The organism is Clostridium paridis, assembly GCF_016765615.1.
Classification (GTDB): Bacteria; Bacillota; Clostridia; order Clostridiales; family Clostridiaceae; genus Clostridium_T; species Clostridium_T paridis.
The window spans coordinates 140,007-158,447 of the sequence record NZ_JAESWA010000029.1 but is presented as its reverse complement, the minus strand read 5'-3'; the positions used below and the strand labels follow the sequence as shown (position 1 = coordinate 158,447).

The 18,441-nt window shown below is 29.4% G+C and carries 15 protein-coding genes; 4 read left to right on the top strand and 11 right to left on the bottom strand.

Annotated elements, in window-relative coordinates; genetic code table 11:
• Nucleotides 1–39: 39 nt before the first annotated feature.
• The gene (locus JK634_RS20030; RefSeq protein ID WP_202769534.1) at nucleotides 40–2,019 is read right to left on the bottom strand and encodes a purple acid phosphatase family protein; all 1,980 of its coding nucleotides are present in this window, start codon (nucleotides 2,017–2,019) and stop codon (nucleotides 40–42) included.
• A 306-nt stretch (nucleotides 2,020–2,325) separates the two neighbouring features.
• On the opposite strand from JK634_RS20030, the gene wsfD reads away from it, so the two are divergent.
• Entirely contained in the window at nucleotides 2,326–3,822 is a 1,497-nt protein-coding gene (gene wsfD / locus JK634_RS20025; RefSeq protein ID WP_202769533.1) for a glycan biosynthesis hexose transferase WsfD, read from the top strand.
• 20 nt (nucleotides 3,823–3,842) lie between these two features.
• Here wsfD and JK634_RS20020 read toward each other — a convergent pair whose 3' ends face one another.
• The 3 genes from JK634_RS20020 to JK634_RS20010 form a co-directional block, all read right to left on the bottom strand.
• Nucleotides 3,843–4,442 carry a nitroreductase family protein gene (locus JK634_RS20020; RefSeq protein WP_202769532.1) on the bottom strand — a complete coding sequence of 200 codons (600 nt, stop codon included), beginning with the start codon at nucleotides 4,440–4,442 and terminating at the stop codon, nucleotides 3,843–3,845.
• Between the two features lie 64 nt (nucleotides 4,443–4,506).
• Nucleotides 4,507–5,400: a peptidoglycan recognition protein family protein gene (locus JK634_RS20015; protein WP_202769531.1), complete on the bottom strand. Its 894-nt coding sequence runs from the start codon at nucleotides 5,398–5,400 to the stop codon at nucleotides 4,507–4,509.
• A gap of 30 nt (nucleotides 5,401–5,430) precedes the next feature.
• Complete coding sequence (locus JK634_RS20010; protein ID WP_202769530.1) at nucleotides 5,431–5,886, bottom strand: phage holin family protein; 456 nt, start codon at nucleotides 5,884–5,886, stop codon at nucleotides 5,431–5,433.
• A gap of 392 nt (nucleotides 5,887–6,278) precedes the next feature.
• On the opposite strand from JK634_RS20010, the gene JK634_RS20005 reads away from it, so the two are divergent.
• Entirely contained in the window at nucleotides 6,279–6,599 is a 321-nt protein-coding gene (locus tag JK634_RS20005) for a helix-turn-helix domain-containing protein (protein WP_202769529.1), read from the top strand.
• A 26-nt stretch (nucleotides 6,600–6,625) separates the two neighbouring features.
• Nucleotides 6,626–7,087 (top strand): ImmA/IrrE family metallo-endopeptidase, encoded by a 462-nt coding sequence (locus JK634_RS20000; RefSeq protein WP_202769528.1) that lies wholly within the window; start codon nucleotides 6,626–6,628, stop codon nucleotides 7,085–7,087.
• A 122-nt stretch (nucleotides 7,088–7,209) separates the two neighbouring features.
• Here the strand turns inward: JK634_RS20000 and htpG are convergent, their stop codons facing one another.
• The 5 genes from htpG to JK634_RS19975 form a co-directional block, all read right to left on the bottom strand.
• On the bottom strand, nucleotides 7,210–9,090 hold the full coding sequence (gene htpG, locus JK634_RS19995; RefSeq protein WP_202769527.1) for a molecular chaperone HtpG: 1,881 nt from the start codon (nucleotides 9,088–9,090) through the stop codon (nucleotides 7,210–7,212).
• Nucleotides 9,091–9,258: 168 nt separating this feature from the next.
• A complete protein-coding gene (locus tag JK634_RS19990) occupies nucleotides 9,259–11,448 on the bottom strand; it encodes a PTS transporter subunit EIIC (protein ID WP_202769526.1) in 2,190 nt (729 codons plus the stop codon).
• 202 nt (nucleotides 11,449–11,650) lie between these two features.
• Nucleotides 11,651–13,681 carry a putative bifunctional diguanylate cyclase/phosphodiesterase gene (locus JK634_RS19985; protein WP_202769525.1) on the bottom strand — a complete coding sequence of 677 codons (2,031 nt, stop codon included), beginning with the start codon at nucleotides 13,679–13,681 and terminating at the stop codon, nucleotides 11,651–11,653.
• 311 nt (nucleotides 13,682–13,992) lie between these two features.
• Nucleotides 13,993–14,430 (bottom strand): GNAT family N-acetyltransferase, encoded by a 438-nt coding sequence (locus JK634_RS19980; protein ID WP_202769524.1) that lies wholly within the window; start codon nucleotides 14,428–14,430, stop codon nucleotides 13,993–13,995.
• 157 nt (nucleotides 14,431–14,587) lie between these two features.
• A complete protein-coding gene (locus JK634_RS19975; protein ID WP_202769523.1) occupies nucleotides 14,588–14,959 on the bottom strand; it encodes a pyridoxamine 5'-phosphate oxidase family protein in 372 nt (123 codons plus the stop codon).
• 173 nt (nucleotides 14,960–15,132) lie between these two features.
• Between JK634_RS19975 and pdxR the strand changes: the two genes are divergently transcribed.
• The gene (gene pdxR / locus JK634_RS19970; protein ID WP_202769522.1) at nucleotides 15,133–16,557 is read left to right on the top strand and encodes a MocR-like pyridoxine biosynthesis transcription factor PdxR; all 1,425 of its coding nucleotides are present in this window, start codon (nucleotides 15,133–15,135) and stop codon (nucleotides 16,555–16,557) included.
• Between the two features lie 14 nt (nucleotides 16,558–16,571).
• On the opposite strand, the gene JK634_RS19965 is transcribed toward pdxR, so the two are convergent.
• On the bottom strand, nucleotides 16,572–16,784 hold the full coding sequence (locus JK634_RS19965) for a hypothetical protein (RefSeq protein ID WP_202769578.1): 213 nt from the start codon (nucleotides 16,782–16,784) through the stop codon (nucleotides 16,572–16,574).
• A gap of 17 nt (nucleotides 16,785–16,801) precedes the next feature.
• Nucleotides 16,802–18,301 (bottom strand): phosphohexomutase domain-containing protein, encoded by a 1,500-nt coding sequence (locus JK634_RS19960; RefSeq protein WP_202769521.1) that lies wholly within the window; start codon nucleotides 18,299–18,301, stop codon nucleotides 16,802–16,804.
• Nucleotides 18,302–18,441 lie beyond the last annotated feature (140 nt).

Below are 18,441 nucleotides of genomic sequence, written 5' to 3'. Positions count from 1 at the left end.
GAAAGCTCTTTTATATAGGTTATTAAATATAGCTTAATTCTATTTACTTATAATCTTGTGAATTTTTTCTGAGATTCTTTTTCTATTCAATACGCAAATGCCACTCAAAATTATAGTAATTCCTAATACTATAATCAAATCCATTCCTATTACTGATCCAGTCTTAGGTAGAGAACTTGAAGATAAATTGGTTAAGTTACTATTATTTGAATTACCTGCATTGCTAGAAGTATTGTTGGAAGGTGTTGTAGAACTGCCATTATTTCCAGATGGATTACTTCCATTTGAAGGAGGATTTGTACCTGAATTTGGTATTGAGCCAATCACAAAACCTGTAAAGCCTGTAGTATCTACTCTTCCTGTAAAATCAATCAACACAACATTTAAATCTGAATTATATTTACAATCAATCCCTGACTTATATAATGCATCAAGATTTACTTTTGAGGCATCGTTATTTAAAAGATCTGAAGATGCAAATACATATTTTTTAGAGTTTATAGTTAAAGTAAGTGTAGTTTTATCATACGTTCCTTTATAAACTTCAGCTATCTTTGATGGATCTACATATGCCTTATTATTTACTACATCTACATCATAATCTGAAATTACAGAACCAGCCACTGATAACTTTGTTTTATCATTTTTATTTAATGTAAGGCTTGTACTATTGTTTGGATTATCTTTATCAATTACAAGTGTATCCACTAGTGTTGAGTTAGAATATGCAGGATTTGTTGTGCTATATTTATATGCTTTTATAGTAAGTTTACCATCTACTACATCTGCAACTTCATAGGTTGGACTATCTTGTGTGTCTTGGAAAAAGGCATCCCAAGTCTTATTTGAAAGATCAGTATAAAACTTATTTCCACTTCTACCAGTTACATAATATACTGTCCCCTTAGAATAGTCTGTATAGTAGTTATCCCCATTTATAGCATATGTTCTTGAAAGTCCATGGTCATGTCCATTCAGAACAACATCAACATGGTGTTTATCAATTACTGGAGTAAAAATATCTTTTACTGCAGGATTATTTCTAGTCTTCTTATTGTAATAAGGTGTCTTATGGAACATTACAATTGTCCATTTTTGCTTATTAGCTGAAAGATCCTGTTCTAGCCAGTCTGCTTGAGTTTTAAGAAAGTTATCATTTGAAGGTGCTTCTTCGTCTTCTTGGCTGTCTAGTACTACGAAATGTACATTACCATAATTATATGAGTAAACTTGTCCCTCATACCCAAAAGGTCCATTATTAGGAACTGAAAATTGATTTGTGAAATATTCAGGTTTTGATGAACCACCACTTGGAACATAAGTTTCATGGTTTCCTTGAACCACCATCTCAGGAATATTATTAATAACTCCATTTGCAGCATTAAACCAATTGTTCCAATGTTGATAATTCTGACCTTGTTCAACCAAATCTCCAATATTAACCATGAAATTAGCATCAGGATTTTCACTATAAGCTTTTTGAACTGTATCATGCCATGGAGCATATATAGGTTTACTTGAATCCCCACTTTGAGAATCTCCAAATATTAAGAATTTAGTTTTACTATTGTTACTTACTTCGGTTTTGAATGTACTAATGTTACTAAAATTAGTTCCATCCCCTACTATATATTCATAGGTCGTACCTGACTGCAATCCTTTAATTGTTACTGAGAAAACCTTCATACTTCCTGCTGTATCTGATGCCACAGTAGAAAATAATTTAATATTACTTGGATCAACATTTAAAGTAGTAAAATCAGTACTTCCTTTAACTCTATATTTTACTTCTCCTGCATTAACATCTTTAGAAGTTCTCCATGTAATAGTTTGAGTTGTACTAGGATCTTCTGTCCAGTTTAATACAATGTGATCCGGAACAACTGTAGCATTCAAGTTCTCATTAATAGTAGTTTCATTGTAAGTCAAGGTTTCTGCATTAACTTTAAAAACTGTAGATGAAAATAATGTCATCGCTATAGATAAAGAGATTGTTAATGATAATATTTTCTTTTTCATTTCTTACCTCCTGTATTTTTTTACATAATAACTATAGCACCTTACTATTAAATCCATTTAAAGCACTGTTAATTCACGGTAATTAATTGTTAATTTTGTATTTATATGTAAATAGCTTTATATCTATTGCCGTAAAACTTAATAACTTTTATTTCTCATATTTTTTATCCATATTCTAAAACTAATAATTTTACACTCTTATGAGAATACTTTACATTATATGCAAATTAAACACTATAAACTTAACACTACTATGCTAACCTTTCATATGAGTTATTTAATTATATAGAAAGAGGGATTATTTCAATGAAACTAAAAATGAATGTTACTAAGCTTTTATTAATTACTTTTATTGTTTTAGCTTTGGGTATTATAACATTTGTACTCTTTAAATATCCTGAAGCTGGAGTAGCTGATCAAGGTGACTTCGACAGAGTAATGAGTGTATCTGGATTGCAATTACCTTCAAAGTACTTTATGGATCCTAGTTTTGAAAGATTTTATAAATACCCAGTAACTGATTATAAAATAGCTCCATTCACTCTTACTAGGATATTAATTATATTTATTTCAACAAGCATGTCTTATTTCATAAGTATGATAAGTTTTATCTGTAAAGCTTTTGGGAGTGATATTTTTAAAACACAATATTTAGCTATTACTTATGGAATAATATATACCTTATCAATCTATCTAATAATTAAATATTTAAATATCAAAAATAAACTCACTCTATTCCTATTGGTAACATTAAGCTTATTTGTTTTATTTGATGGAAATTATTTAGTTTGGTTCAATAGCCTTTATGGTGAACCTATGATGATTACTACCTTAGCTTTATATATAGCCTCATGGATATACTATATATATCATAGGTATGTATTAAAATCAGAAGAAAAGATTTTTTCAAATATCATGTTAATTTTTATTGCTTCATTTTTATTTTTAGGTTCAAAAATGCAAGTCATATCCGCATTACCAGTTATTCTAATAATGATAATAAAACTTTTATATGAGAATAGGAATATATTAAAACCTCTTACGAAAGGATTATGCTATTTATTACTTTGTATTTTAATAATTTATCCTCTTCAGATCCAATTAAGACATAAAGAAATGAGTAAGGATACTCAATATAACTCTGTATTCTATGGGATTCTTAAAGATTCTGAAAATCCAAGACAGGATTTAATAGATTTAGGTCTAAACCCAGATATGGCTTCTGAGGCAGGAAAGCACTCATATTTAATTACCAGTGCTTACACAAAATATATTCCTCATACCTTAATTACTGAAGAAGACTTTTACAATAAAATATCTAGTGGGAAATTAATAAAGTTCTATATAACTCATCCACTAAGACTAATTAAAGGAATGGAATATACTGCAGATAATGCATTTTTTACTGGAACAAAGTTAGGTAAATATCCCAAAAGTTATAGTTCTACACCAATTAACTCTTTTAATAGATTTACTTTATGGTCTTTTTTAAGAAATAATATACTTCCTAAGAATTTAGCCTTTATTTCTTTGATATATATATGTGCCATTGTCTCTTCATTATTTATATATATAAAAAGAAAGCATTTAGAGGATGTAAAACATAAAATTCAATTATTCTGGTCAATTTTATTTATTGGAATACTTCAATTCCCAATGCCATTTATCGGCAATGGGCAGGCTGATACTACTAAGCAACTTTTTTTATTTAATTTCACCTTTGATATCATATTAATTATAATGATTACTTACATCTCACATTTTATATTTAATAATAAAAAGATATATAAAAACAGGAGCTAAAATGCTCCTGTTTTTATACTTTATTTAAATTCCTTATATCTTTCGTTGATTTTTTGGAAATGTTTTTCTTCAGGTATTGAAATTGGATTACCAAAAGGCATTTCAGCTATAAGCTTCCAATTATCAGGAAGTTTCCACTTCTCTTTTATAGCTCTATCTATAAAAGTATTATAGTGCTGCAGGGATGCCCCTAGTCCTTCTATTTCTAGAGATGTCCAGATAATAAACTGTAACATGCCATTTGATTGATGTGCCCACACTGGAAAATACTCTCTATACGTAGAGTAATCTTGCTCCAAGTATTCTATTATATTTAGATCTTCAAAAAATAATATAGTTCCATATCCTTTCTTAAAAGCATTTATCTTTTCTATATTTTCTTTCAATCTATCTCTTTGGATATTCTTTATTATATGTTCCTTGGTAACTTCCCAAAACTTTTCACTTTCCTCCCCAAGTAGCAATGCTATTCTGGCACTTTGTGAATTAAAAGCAGTTGGAGTATACTTCAAAGATTCTTCTATAATTTCTCTAATTCTTTTTATTGGAACAGATATTTCGTTACCTACTTCTATTATGGTTCTTCTTTCTTTCACTGCTGAATGGAACTCTTTTTCCATAAAAAAAATTCCTCCTTATGAAATAGTTTATTTAACTATTATATGGATTCTTGAGAAATTTTAATCATCTAACATACCCACTCTTAGTGAATTCTCCCAAGTATGTTGTATACACAACGTGAGACCATTCTCCAACTTTAAATAATAGAGTTGCTTCTTCATATGCTTCTAACGATCCTATAACTTCTCCATTAGGTGTTTCATGTGTATTTATTTCATTTGTGCCATTAGTCCAATTATAAGGATTATAATATTTAATCAATCTATTATTTGTAATATACCCTTTTCTAACTCCAGTTGGAGTAGGATACTCAACTTCAGCAAGTTGTTTTGAGTAGAATACATTTAATACAGTTATATTATCTCCATCATCTACTCTTCGTCCAGGAATTATAGTTCCATCCTTATCTCTTACGTAAAACCAATCTCCTTGTATTCTTGCATTATTTTGATAAGTAAAATCTCCTTTTGTAACTTCTTGAACTAGAACTGGTACTACTTGAGAAGCACTTTTTGAATTTTTAATAAAATCTAGTGGGAACTTATCTCCTGGACAACTTGTGGCATATAAATCCTTATGACCATATACTTGCAGGTTATTTCCATACCTACTCTTAATATCTTCTATTAAATCTAACCCAGCATTTAGCTGAGCTTGAGGTGGCACTCCTATCATATATGAACCTTCAAAACATATTCCTAAGCTATTGTAATTAGCACTTGGACAGTGTGCTCCTCTTTGGCTTTCTTCCCTTCCTCGATATATAGTTCCATCTTTTCTTACAAAGTAATGATATCCTATACCTGCATATCCCCTTTGCAAATGCCACCTATTAATATCAACTACAGTACATACTGAAGCATCAGCATGATGTAATACTATTCTGCTTGGTATATTTTCCCCATGGGGTAAATCTCCATTCCAACTTAATTTTAAATCAATTATTTTTATATTCATAATCGGCTCCTCCTAATACGATAAATTTTATCAATCTTTCTTATCATTCTGATTCATTTCACCTTTTTTCTTAAGAACATCTATTGCATTCTTTACTGAAGGGGGCAACTCAATTCCAGTTAGCCCCACCTTTTCTATAATAGATAGACACTCATTTGCCATAAACCCTATCATAACTGCATTTCTTAAGAATCCATTTGAAGCCAAAACTATATCTATTTGATTTACCATAACAATAATTAATAGAATAAGAATTTTCCTTACTAATCCTATTAAATCTACCTTACCTTGAGCTACTCCAGTTTCTGTTTTTGATGAATTCTTAATCACATAGGTTACTATTAAACCACATATATATTCAATAATCATACAGCATATTAATGCAATTAGGATGCTATTGTATCCACCTAAGATTAAACCTAATTCTTCTCCAAACGCTACAATTGTTGTGAGAATACCATTTTTAAAATTGATTATCCTATCCATCTTACTCCTCTCCTTTCATGTAATAAAAATCAAGTAAATATCTTTTGTCAAATAAAACTATATGCTTTCTACTTATTTATTTCATTCCTCCTATCTTAATTTGAAATTTTAAACATACCGATACCTTTGTTTCTTTTTACGTAACAAAGTTTTTTAAAAAATACTTATTTAAACCATAAATCAATTATACTTACCATCTTCCAGTTGCATATTTGTATATCCATATTAATTTTCACATGATATAGTTACGTCCGCCGTAACCAATATTATCATAGTCAATTTTCATTGTCAATGCATTTCGCGTAACTTTTTTCAGAGTTTTTACACAATTTGTTGCGTATAAAGCAATTTATGCTATAATTAAGATAGCTTAAGTTTGTGAGGTAGTACGAATGGAAATGAATGAGAAAATTAAACAAAAACGTGAAGAATTAGGACTTACACTACAAGAAGTTGGTGAATATTTGGGTGTATCAAAAGCTACTGTTCAAAGATATGAAAGTGGAGAAATAAAAAATCTTAAACTGGATTCAATTGAGAAGCTAGCCGAAATATTAAAAGTTTCACCTGCATATCTAATGGGTTGGGAAGAGCAAAGAAAACTAAATAAATTAGAAACTCTAGCTGCACACTTTGATGGTGATGATTTTACTAAAGACGACTTAGATGATATAGAAAACTTTATAAACTATATTAAATCAAAGAAAAAATGATAACTTTCACTTAAAGGGGGAAGAGAATGACTTACGAGAGTTTAGAGAATGAGATATATGATGAGGGTATAGAGATTATACAAATGAAATTCAAGGGAAATCTTAAAGCCCTCTATGGAAATAAAACAATAGCTATTGATCCTAGAATTGAAACTTCAAGTGAAAAAACTTGTATTCTAGCAGAAGAACTTGGGCACTATCACAAAACTGTCGGTAATATATTAGATAAAACAAAGATTGAAAATGTTAAGCAAGAAAAAATTGCCCGTAACTGGGGCTATGAAAGACTTATCAATTTATTTGATATTATCAAAGCCTTTAATGAAGGTACAAGAAATCTTTATGAAATGGCTGAATACTTGAATGTTACAGAAACATTCTTAAACGAAACTATTATCCATTACCGTGAAAAATATGGTCTTATGTTCGAGATTAGCGATTATCTTATATATTTTGAACCAAGACTCATCATAATAAAAAAATTTTAGTACCAGTTGATTTATTAGTTACAACTGGATAATTTATATCTATTAAAAGAACGTATGTTTGCATTATTGAAGTGATTTAAAAACAGCCTCTAAAAGACTATGCTCTTAGTGGCTGCTTATTTTTACTTCATTATTTTACATATATTATTTGTAAATTCTACTGGATCACTTATAGATAGTCCTTCTATAAGCAGGGCTTGATTATACAATATATCTGTATAGAGATTGAACTTATCTTTATCTGCTTTGAATGCTTCTTTAAGTGATTCAAATACTGGATGATTAATATTTATTTCCAATATTTTATCTGCCTTAATATTTTGATTATCAGGCATAGAATTAAGTATCTTTTCCATTTCTATTGAAACTTCACCGTCATTAGCTAAGCATACAGGATGATTTTTCAATCTTTTTGATGCTCTTACATCTTTAACTTTATTCAACAAGTTATTTTTCATATTTTCAAATAAATCTTTATTTTCATTTTTATTAGTGTCTGAAGTTTCATCATTTTCATCAGATTCTATTCCTAAATCACCACTAGATACAGATTTAAATTGTTTATCTTTATAATTCATTATTGTCTTTATGGCAAATTCATCTATGTCATCAGTAAAGTATAATATCTCGTATCCTTTATCAAGAAGAAGTTCTGTCTGAGGTAGCTTTTCTATTCTTTCAATAGATTCTCCCGCAGCATAATAAATAAATTTTTGCTCTTCAGTCATTCTTGAAACATACTCACCTAAGGTTACCATTTTCTTCTCTTTTGAAGAATAGAACATTAATAAATCTTGTAATACTTCCTTATTAGCTCCAAAATCACTATAAATACCATATTTTAATTGTCTTCCAAAGGATTTATAGAATTCCTCAAACTTATCTCTTTCATTTTTTAATATGCTTTCCAACTCATTTTTTATTTTTGTTTTAATATTCTTTGCTATTAGTTTAAGTTGTCTATCATGCTGTAGAATTTCTCTAGAAATATTAAGTGATAAATCTTCTGAATCAACTATACCTTTAACAAAGCCAAAGTAATCTGGTAATAGATCAGGGCATTTATTCATAATCATGACCCCATTTGAATATAGCTCTAAGCCCTTTTCATATTCCTTAGTATAGAAATCAAATGGTGTTCTTTCTGGAATAAATAAAATAGCATTATAGCTTACTGCCCCATCAACACTAATATGAATATGCTTTATAGGCTTATCGAATCCATAGTGTTTTTCAGAATAAAAGTTATCATAATCTTCTTTAGTTAATTCATTTTTATTTTTTCTCCATATAGGAACCATGCTATTAATTGTTTGTTCCTCTATGATAGTTTCATATTCATTTTCACTGCCTTCTTTAAGCCTGCTACTACTTATATCCATCTTAATTGGATATCTAATAAAATCAGAATATTTCTTTATAATGTTCTTTATTCTATATTCATCTAAATATTCATCAAAGCTTTCATCCTCAGTATTTTCTTTTATTTTAAGTATTATCTCAGTACCAAATGATTCTTTTTCACATTTCTCAATAGTGTATCCTTCTACACCCTTAGATTGCCACTTATATGCCTCATCACTTCCAACGGCTCTACTTATAACTGTAACATCATCTGATACTAAAAATGCAGAATAAAAGCCTACTCCAAATTGTCCTATTATATCATATCCATCTTTTAATTCTGTTTCTTTTTTAAATTTTAACGACCCACTTTTAGCAATTACACCAAGATTATCATCAAGCTCCTCTTTGGTCATTCCAATACCGGTATCTATAATTCTAAGTATTCTGTTTTCCTTATCTAGAACAACCTTGATATAATAATTATCTTTTTCAAAACTTAAGGAATCATCAGTTAATGCTTTGTAATAAATCTTATCGATTGCATCACTTGCATTTGATATAAGCTCCCTTAAAAAAATCTCCCTATGGGTGTAAATTGAGTTGATCATTAAATCTAATAATCTTTTAGATTCTGCTTTAAATTGTTTTGTTTCCAAGTAAATCTCTCCCTTCAAAATTAAAACAATTTTTTATTAGCACTCTCTATATAAGAGTGCTAACCTATAACTTTTATATACCACTTTTAAAAACTAATGTCAATATATGTATAAAATAAAAACCATCAGAATTTTTTAATTCTGATGGTTGCCTCTTTAAATTACTTTCTATTTAACTTTAAAGAACTCAGATATTTCTTTTATCTTTGATGCTAAATCTGATAACTGGTCACTCATTCTTGAAACCTCATTTATTGCTTGAGTTTCCTCTTCCACTGAAGCTCTTGTCTCTTCTGTTGATGCTGCATTTTCCTCTGCAATAGCTGATAAATTGCTCATCACATCCATTATTCTAGATTTTGCTCTCTCCATAACTTGTCCAGATTTGTTCATCTCATTAATTATTGATGAAATTTCATTTATAGACTTACTAATTTCTTCAAATTGACTTGAAGTCTCTGAAACACTAATGTTTTGTACATCCATTATTTTCACTAGATCTTCAGAAACTTTTACGGAACTTTCGGCATCCTTCATCAATTGATTTACTGCCTTATCAATTTCATCTGTAGACTGCTTAGAAGCTTCTGATAACTTTCTAATTTCATCTGCAACAACTGCAAAACCTCTCCCTGCTTCTCCAGCACGTGCAGCTTCAATAGATGCATTAAGTGCTAATAGGTTTGTTTGTTCTGATATTGATGCTATAAAGTTACTTACTTCTTTTATTTTATTAACTCCATTAAAGGTTTTTTCAATATCTTTTGAAATAGTTTCAACTGCTTTCTCAGTTTCAGTAGCCTTTTCATTTAATGCTTCAATCAATTCATTTCCTTTTACTACTACACTTACAACATTCTTAGATTCAATATTTAAACTTTTAAGATACTCTTGATCTTTTTCTATTATATCTCCTAAAGTTGATACTTCGGTTGCTCCTTTTTGAGTGTCTGTGGCTTGTTCAACTGCACCATTAGAAATATTTTCAACTGCCCCTGAAATGGCCTCTGAAGTACTTGCTACTTTTCCAGTTATATCACTTAGATTTACTGATGAAGTTTCAATCTCTAAGGAAACTTCCTTCAGATGATTAGCAAACTTATGAAGATTTGCAATCATATCATTGAAAGAATTTGCTAAGTTACCTACTTCTCCTGATTGCTCAATCATTTTCTCGTCTATTTCAACTGTTAGATCCCCTTTAGAAATTCTAGTTGCTATTTTTGATACATCTGATATAGATTTAGATAAAATTGTTACAAAGCCTAAGTCATCTTCACGACCTGGAGTTTTTAAATCTAGTTTTATAATTAGGAAATAGAAAATAACAAAATATATAATTCCAAATATAATTCCAACTATAATAAGTAGTATAGGTTTCTCTGCTATACCAAGATTAACTAAATAATCAACTAGTCCTGCAGAAAAAGTGAATCCATTTCTTATTCCTAATAAATTAACTATAACTAATGATATTCCTGTTAATAAAGCATGTACAACAAATAGAATTGGTGCTAAAAACATAAATAAGAATTCAACTGGTTCTGTAATTCCTGTTAAAAACGAAGTTAATGCAACTGCAATAAAGGCTCCCCCAACATATTTTCTATTTTCTTTTTTCGCAGCTGCAAGCATTGCTAAACAAGCTGAAGGAAGACCAAATAACATTACTGGGAAAAATCCTGTCATGAATGCACCAGCATTAGGATCACCAGCAAAGAATCTGTTTAAGTCACCCTTAACACCATTATATTCACCTAACATTGTCCAAATTTGTGTATTTATAACGTGATGCAAACCAAATGGAATTAGTAGACGATTCAAAAATCCATACACAAAATCGCCTAATGCTCCTGCACCATAAATCCAATTAGCTAAACTAATTAAATTGCTTTGGAATAAAGGCCATGCATATCCAAGAATTATGCCGAATATAAAAGAACTACTGAAGGTAATAATTACTACTAACCTTTTCCCACCAAAAAAGTTAAGCCATAGAGGTAATTCTCGTTCTGAGAACCTATTATAAACCTCTGCTGAAATAATTCCTATGATTATACCTGCCAATACTTTCATATCGAAAGTTTCATTAATTGCCTTAGCTACGTTAGTCATAACTAAGTATCCCATTACAGAAGCTACTCCTGCTGAACCATTATTATCTTTAGATAATCCAACCGCAATTGCAACTGCAAAAATTAAAGGTAAATAGCTAAAAATAACGTCTCCCGAGGTCAAGACGATTTTGTTGTTAAAGTATACACCTAGACGAAGTAGTATTCCCGCTAATGGCATAACTGCAACTGGTAGCATAAGTGACTTACCTATGCTATGTAAGTACGATGATTTGCTGTTCATATGTACACCTTCCCTTATCATTTTTCTTATTTTCTATTACTGCCAAACTATTATATAAAATTCTAGTGGTCTAGGCAACTTCTTAATTCTACCAAACTTGACTTTCTTATCAATTGTTTTAGGAATGGAATAGTGTCATTAATAATTCAACTTATATAATAAAAAAGTCATAGAATAATAAACTTCTATGACTTTAAATATCTTAAATTAATTTAGTTTTAATTTCTTTTAATGAACTTAATTTTTCGATTTCCTTTTCTTTAATAGGCTTACTGATAAAATATCCTTGTATATAGTCGCATTTAAGACTCTCTAAAAGATTTATTTGAATTTCTTCCTCTATTCCTTCTGCTACAACTAGAATTCCTAGGTTATGCGCTAGTCCTATAATCCCACCAATAATCTCTAGATTTTTATCTTCATTCAATAAATCATCTATAAAAGATTTATCTATTTTTAGAACATCTATAGGCAATCTTCTTAAATAACTTAAGGATGAATATCCTGTTCCGAAATCATCTAAGGATATCCGTATATTCATTTCTCTAAGTTTTTCTAATACAGTAATAGTGTTTTCAATTGAACTAATTAATATTGATTCTGTTACTTCTATTTCAAGAAACCTAGGGTCTAACTCTGCATCTTTTAATGCAGATTCAACAACCTCTATTATGTTAGGTGCTTCAAGCTGCTTTACTGAAAAATTTAGTGAAAGCACTATATCTTTACTATATGTATCTTGAATATTTTTAAAACTTTTGCAAGCTGTTCTTATAATCCATTCTCCTAAAGGTACTATTATACCTAGCTCTTCTGCAACTGGTATAAATTCACTTGGACTTACCATTCCTAGTTCAGGTGATTCCCAGCGCACCAAAGCTTCAAAACCTCTAATTTTATGTTCACTAAGACTATATATTGGCTGAAAAACCAAAAAGAACTCATCCTTATGTACTGCTGATTTTAATTTTGTTTCAAAATTTATTCTATCTAACAACTCTTTCTTCATTGAACTTTCAAAAAACTGTATTTTGTTCTTTCCAAGCTCTTTTGCCTTGTACATTGCAGTATCAGCATTTCTCATTAGTTCCACCTGTTCAGTTCCATCAGTAGGGAATGCCGCCACACCAAAGCTTGCACTAGACTTTATTTCATTATTTCCAATTATATATGGCTTTGAAAATTCTTTTCTAATATCCTCCATGTATAAGTATGCTTCAATTTCACTTAAGTTCCTTTGAATTATTAATGCAAACTCATCTCCACCGATTCTTCCTATTAAATCTTCTTCATTAATAGATTTTTTAAGACGATTAGCTGCTGCTACTATAAACATATCACCTACATGATGCCCCATTGTATCATTTATTTTTTTAAATGAATCAATATCAATGAAAATTATATAAAAGGAAGTTTTAGAATTTTTAAAAACTCTTATGAGTTCATCAATCTTGTCCATAATTGTCTTTCTATTTGGTAATTCAGTTACCATATCAAAATGAGCCATTCGATATAACTTTTCCTCATTAAGTTTTAGTTTATTGTTTTTATCATTTAATTCATTGTATCTAGAGCTTAGTTCCGCATGAGTAACTGCAATATTATCATACATTTTCTCTAATTCTTCCCTTTGCTTCACTTCAGTCATATACATTTTATTTACTCTATCATAATGTGCCTGATTGATTAGATGTACGACTGGCGCTATAATTAAAATTAAAACAAATAATATTATTTGAACTATTATATATATCATTCCAAATTCAAAAGGTGTGTTTGAAAGTACTAAGGAATAATACATACATACTAAAAATGTTGAAATAATAGAATAGTTTAGCATAACTCTTGTAATTCTAAGTGAGGATATAATTATATTTATAAATGCTATAGTCCATATGGCTGGTCCAATATATTTATAAATTCTTATGGCTATAAAAATTAACACCAGTGAAAATAATAGTGATATCCAATGAGTAATAATTCTAGTTTTTATGTTTAAATATTGGGTAATAATGAAGCAAAAGCACAATACTAACATTATTATACTATCTACTACAGCACTTTTTAGTTCATGATGAAGTATATAATTAGTTATTGCGCCAATTAGCAAAACAGGTATCCCATAGTAGCAACCTATATAATTCTCCATTCTCTCAATGGTATCTATATCATTTGACTCATTTATCACTTTAATTATGCCTGGAATAGTTTTAGGCACCTTTTTCTTTATCATGTCATCACCTCAAAAGAAATAATTTTATTTATAAAAAGTAAAATCTTAGAGTTTGTCCGTATATTTTTTATAAATAATATTATACCTTATTTCACCAATGTATAGAAATATTTATCCATAAATAACAATTATTTAACGCTATAATCCAATTAAATATATAAAAAAACATTCATCTTATTAATAAGATAAATGTTTACATTAAGCTAAAATTCTATAATCATTACTCTATATTTGTATTACATCCTTTAAGAATATTGCGAAACAAAATTCTACTATACAGTAGCTTTATTATATACTAAGACAGGTAATTATTATACTTGTCTTCTAAAAACATAACTTGATTTGGTATATTCCATCTTATTTTCATAAAATCTATGTGCATCAGCTCTTTCGAAGCCAGAAGAAAGTGCTACTATCCCACATCCATTTTCCTTACCCCAAGTTTGTATATGTAATAAAAGTTTTTCTCCATATCCTTTTGACCTTTTACTTTCATCGGTGATTAAGTCATGAACCCAAATATGTTTTCCATAATATAAGTTTGTAAGCTGGATTACACCTGTAACCGCAACAATTTTTCCTTTTTCAAATAGGGCAAACATTTTATATCCTTCCTTGTACATTTCTTTTATAAGTTGTAAATATGTTTTCTCATCTAAATCAGTTAGTAATTGTTTCATTACTAAAAAAGCATCTCTCAACTGCTCCTCTTCTGTTAATTCTTTAATTGTTATCAAGTCATCGATCATTTTATTCCTCCACTTATTTACTTTTAATTGCATGACGCAGATTCCCCTACTATCCTAGTAAAGTTGAAAATATTAAAAATGAACAATATAAAAGAGTACTTTTTTAGCTATTTCACTAATATAAAGTACTCTTTTCAAAAATATAGTTATATTATAACTATATTGTTTGCTTAGCAGATGCAACTGTTATCTCTAATACTCTACTTAAAAAAGGGAACTTTTTCTTCACCATATCAAAGTCTGGACCCTCTTCAAGGAATTTTGCAGTTCCTTCTATTAAAAATCCTGCTCCTGGATATTGATGTCCCATAACCTCTTTGCTACCTACAGTAACCTTAACTTTATTATTTGCTTCTATATTTTTTTGAGTTCTTCTCATGCCTCCTGCAGGTAATAATATCCTACCATCTTCAGTAACATTAAGAAATGAATGCCAGGTATTAACTACATGTGCCTCATTGTTACTACAAGATACTATAGCTACTACTCCTTCATGTGATATAACTTCAAGCAATTTTTCATTTAACATTTAAATTCCTCCTCTATAATTCTACAAATTTAGTTATTTTAATATTTTTAAAAAGTCGTAATCTGTGCACGTTGACTTTTCTATAAGACAATTATACAATCAATGTGTACTCATCAAAAGTGCCAATTCTTTTTATTTTATAGGATACAGTTTAAAAGGGAGAGTGTTTTTTAATGATTGTTCTAAATAACGATTCAAGCGTTCCACTATATTTGCAAATTTATGAGCAGTTAAAAGAAGAGATAATTTCAGGAAAGCTTTCAGAAGGCACTAAGCTATATTCGACACGATCGCTTGCAACAACATTAAATGTCAGTAGAAATACAGTAGAAAGTGCTTATCTACAACTTTCTTCTGAAGGATATGTCACAAGTAAAGCAGGTAGCGGATTCGTAGTTGAAAAACTAGATAGTGTGTTAATCACTAAGTTAAAGAGAGATAACTCTGTCAATATTGAGAAGTATAAAAAAACTACATTACCTAAGATGAATACTGATAATAATTATAAGTATAATTTCAAATATGGAAAATTAAATGCTTCTGATTTTCCTTTGCGCTTATGGAGGAGGATATCAAATAAATGCTTGTCCACTATAGATGCTGAGGTTATGACATCCTATACTAGCAGTAAAGGAGAAAAAGAATTACGAATAGAAATAATGGCTTATTTAAATAAGTCAAGGGGTGTCTCATGTACCTCAGAACAGATCATTATTACTTCAGGCTTGGAGCAGTGTTTAAGTTTACTATGCCAGATGTTCAGAAACAATTTTTCTAAAGTTGCTTTAGAAGATCCTGGCTACATTGGTGCAAGAAAGATTTTTAACAATAACGGATATGATGTTGTTCCAATTTGCTTAGACAAGGATGGAATAAGTATTACCGAATTAGAAAATAATTCCGCAAAAATAGTGTATGTAACCCCCTCACATCAATTTCCGACAGGATCAGTGATGCCAATTCAAAAAAGATTACAATTATTAGATTGGGCTAGAAAAGAAAATGGAATTATAATTGAAGATGATTATGATAGTGAACTTCGTTACAATTCAAGGCCAATACCTTCAATACAAGGTATTGATTCAAATGGCAATGTTATATATATTGGTACTTTTTCAAAGTCTTTGTCCCCAAGCTTGCGATTGAATTATATGGTTTTACCCAAATCATTGCTAGAAACATATGATAATTTTTTTAGTAGCTACCAATCCTCTGTTCCAATAGTTGAGCAAAAAATAATTCAACAATTTATGCATTTAGGACATTGGGATAGTCATCTGCGTAAAATATCTCTTCTGAACAAAAGAAGACATGATACGTTAATCAGCGCTATTCATAAATTTATGGGAGACAATGTTATTATTCACGGTAAAAATGCAGGTCTGCACATCTTACTAGAAGTAAATAATGGATTATCTGAAGAAGAGATAGTAGAAAAAGCTAAAGAATATGGTGTTTTAGTTTCTCCTGTATCTACATATTGGTTACGTAAAGATAAGTATACTAACAATATGGTTTTTCTTGGTTTCGGTAGTATGACTGACAATGAGATTGCTGAAGGTATTAATTTACTTAGTAAAGCATGGTTTAGTAAGTAAATCCTATTCAAAAATTAAAATAGAGATTCTAAGTGCTGTCGCATATGTGGATTAAAATCCATTAGCGATAGCTCATTCTTTAGCTTGTATAAATTATCTACTAAATTTTCTCCATCTCCCATAAAATCTCTTACTATCAAATAAAGCTTTTCTGATCCTTCTGTGTTAGTTTGGAAGAAAGAGAATGGTGATATCTTAAACTTTAAAAGAGAAAACAAACTAAGCACTTTTATTATTTTTAATATTACTTAATATCTAATTCATTATACTTATTAAAAAATGGAGTTAATTTATCTATAATCTTCTTTATTCCATCTTGAATATCTGATTCTATATTTAAGGCTAAAACTGGCTCATGTAATGATAATCTTAGTAATAACCAACCATCACCATTTTCTTTATCGCAATTTATCTTTATTCCTTCATAATTTTTAGGTTCAATTTGCCATCCATCTATTTGTTCTGTATACTTTCTCAGGTCTTCTAGTATCATTTCTCCGTATTCCCTAAAATCTTCTCTTTCAATTTTTATTCTCATGTCTTTGCTTTCTTTAGGGTATTTTAGATTATCTATAAGGCTTGATATTTCTTTTCCTTCTTCTTTTAACTTAGCCATTTTTATTAATATTTTAGCTATTAAATATGCTCCGTCATCTAAGAAATAATTTTCTTTCAAAGCAGCATGACCTGATGTTTCAATTGCTAGACAGCTTTCTTTTCCTTCTTCGTTTAATCTTTTAGATTCATTTATAACATTTCTATATCCTCTTTTAAATCTATGGTGAACACCGCCTAAATTAGTTATAAATTCTGCAAGACCTGTAGATGTTATTGAATCAGTAACAATAATTGAATTTGGATTTTCATCAAGCACTATTGAAGATATTAATGCTATTAATGCATTTTTATTTATTTCTTTACCATCGTTGCTCACTATAGCAGCTCTATCTACATCTGTATCAAAAATTATTCCAAGGTCTGCTTTGTTTTTAAGTACAGCTTCTTTAATAGATTCCATTGCTCTTTCATTTTCTGGATTAGGTATATGATTTGGAAAATTCCCATCTGGTTCAGTAAATTGGCTTCCTTCAGTGTCAGCACCTAATTTTTCTAAAACCTTAGATGCAAAAAATCCACCAGCTCCATTTCCTGCATCTACGATTATTTTTTTTCCTTCTAATGGTCTTTCATAATTTTCAGATGAATTTACACTTTTTCTTATTTTATTTACTAATATTCTCGAATAAACCTCTATAAAATTTACTTCCTTAATTGATCCTTTAGTTGTAGAACTTTTTTCTATTGAACTAGAACATTCTATTATATCTACTATGTCTTCCTTTTCACATCCACCTTCTTTAGTGAAAAACTTTAATCCATTATAATAATAAGGAAGATGACTTGCTGTTATCATTATAGATCCATCGCAAGAATAATCTTCTAAGATAGTAGTCATGAACATAGCAGGAGTTGTACACATTCCACAATCATAAACATTACAGCCAGAATCTATTAGAGCTTCTATTAAAGCTTTTTTAAATTCTTGGCCTGACAATCTCGAATCCATGCCAACTGCTACCTTTATATTGTTCTTATTTATACCTTTAACTTTTTTTAACCACTCTGCAAAACCTGATCCCAAAACATTTACTAATTCAGGTGTAAGATTTTTTCTTCCCTCATGTTCAATTGCTATTCCTCTTATATCCGTTCCACTTTGTAATTTTTTAAGTTCGTGTAGCATAATAAAAACTCCCCTCTAAATTAAATTTTATATAAACTTAAGAATGATACTTCATTTATTCCAATATGCATTATAGAAAAAAACTTTGAAAATAGGAGAATATTACGAGTATTCTCCTATTGCATTAATTAAATATAATA

What these genes read in the sequence shown, in the direction of transcription:
- JK634_RS20030 (WP_202769534.1), bottom strand. Translation starts at nt 2,019, where the DNA reads ATGAAAAAGAAAATATTATCATTAACAATCTCTTTATCTATAGCGATG.
- wsfD (WP_202769533.1), top strand. Translation starts at nt 2,326, where the DNA reads ATGAAACTAAAAATGAATGTTACTAAGCTTTTATTAATTACTTTTATT.
- JK634_RS20020 (WP_202769532.1), bottom strand. Translation starts at nt 4,442, where the DNA reads ATGGAAAAAGAGTTCCATTCAGCAGTGAAAGAAAGAAGAACCATAATA.
- JK634_RS20015 (WP_202769531.1), bottom strand. Translation starts at nt 5,400, where the DNA reads ATGAATATAAAAATAATTGATTTAAAATTAAGTTGGAATGGAGATTTA.
- JK634_RS20010 (WP_202769530.1), bottom strand. Translation starts at nt 5,886, where the DNA reads ATGGATAGGATAATCAATTTTAAAAATGGTATTCTCACAACAATTGTA.
- JK634_RS20005 (WP_202769529.1), top strand. Translation starts at nt 6,279, where the DNA reads ATGGAAATGAATGAGAAAATTAAACAAAAACGTGAAGAATTAGGACTT.
- JK634_RS20000 (WP_202769528.1), top strand. Translation starts at nt 6,626, where the DNA reads ATGACTTACGAGAGTTTAGAGAATGAGATATATGATGAGGGTATAGAG.
- JK634_RS19990 (WP_202769526.1), bottom strand. Translation starts at nt 11,448, where the DNA reads ATGAACAGCAAATCATCGTACTTACATAGCATAGGTAAGTCACTTATG.
- JK634_RS19985 (WP_202769525.1), bottom strand. Translation starts at nt 13,681, where the DNA reads ATGATAAAGAAAAAGGTGCCTAAAACTATTCCAGGCATAATTAAAGTG.
- JK634_RS19980 (WP_202769524.1), bottom strand. Translation starts at nt 14,430, where the DNA reads ATGATCGATGACTTGATAACAATTAAAGAATTAACAGAAGAGGAGCAG.
- JK634_RS19975 (WP_202769523.1), bottom strand. Translation starts at nt 14,959, where the DNA reads ATGTTAAATGAAAAATTGCTTGAAGTTATATCACATGAAGGAGTAGTA.
- pdxR (WP_202769522.1), top strand. Translation starts at nt 15,133, where the DNA reads ATGATTGTTCTAAATAACGATTCAAGCGTTCCACTATATTTGCAAATT.
- JK634_RS19960 (WP_202769521.1), bottom strand. Translation starts at nt 18,301, where the DNA reads ATGCTACACGAACTTAAAAAATTACAAAGTGGAACGGATATAAGAGGA.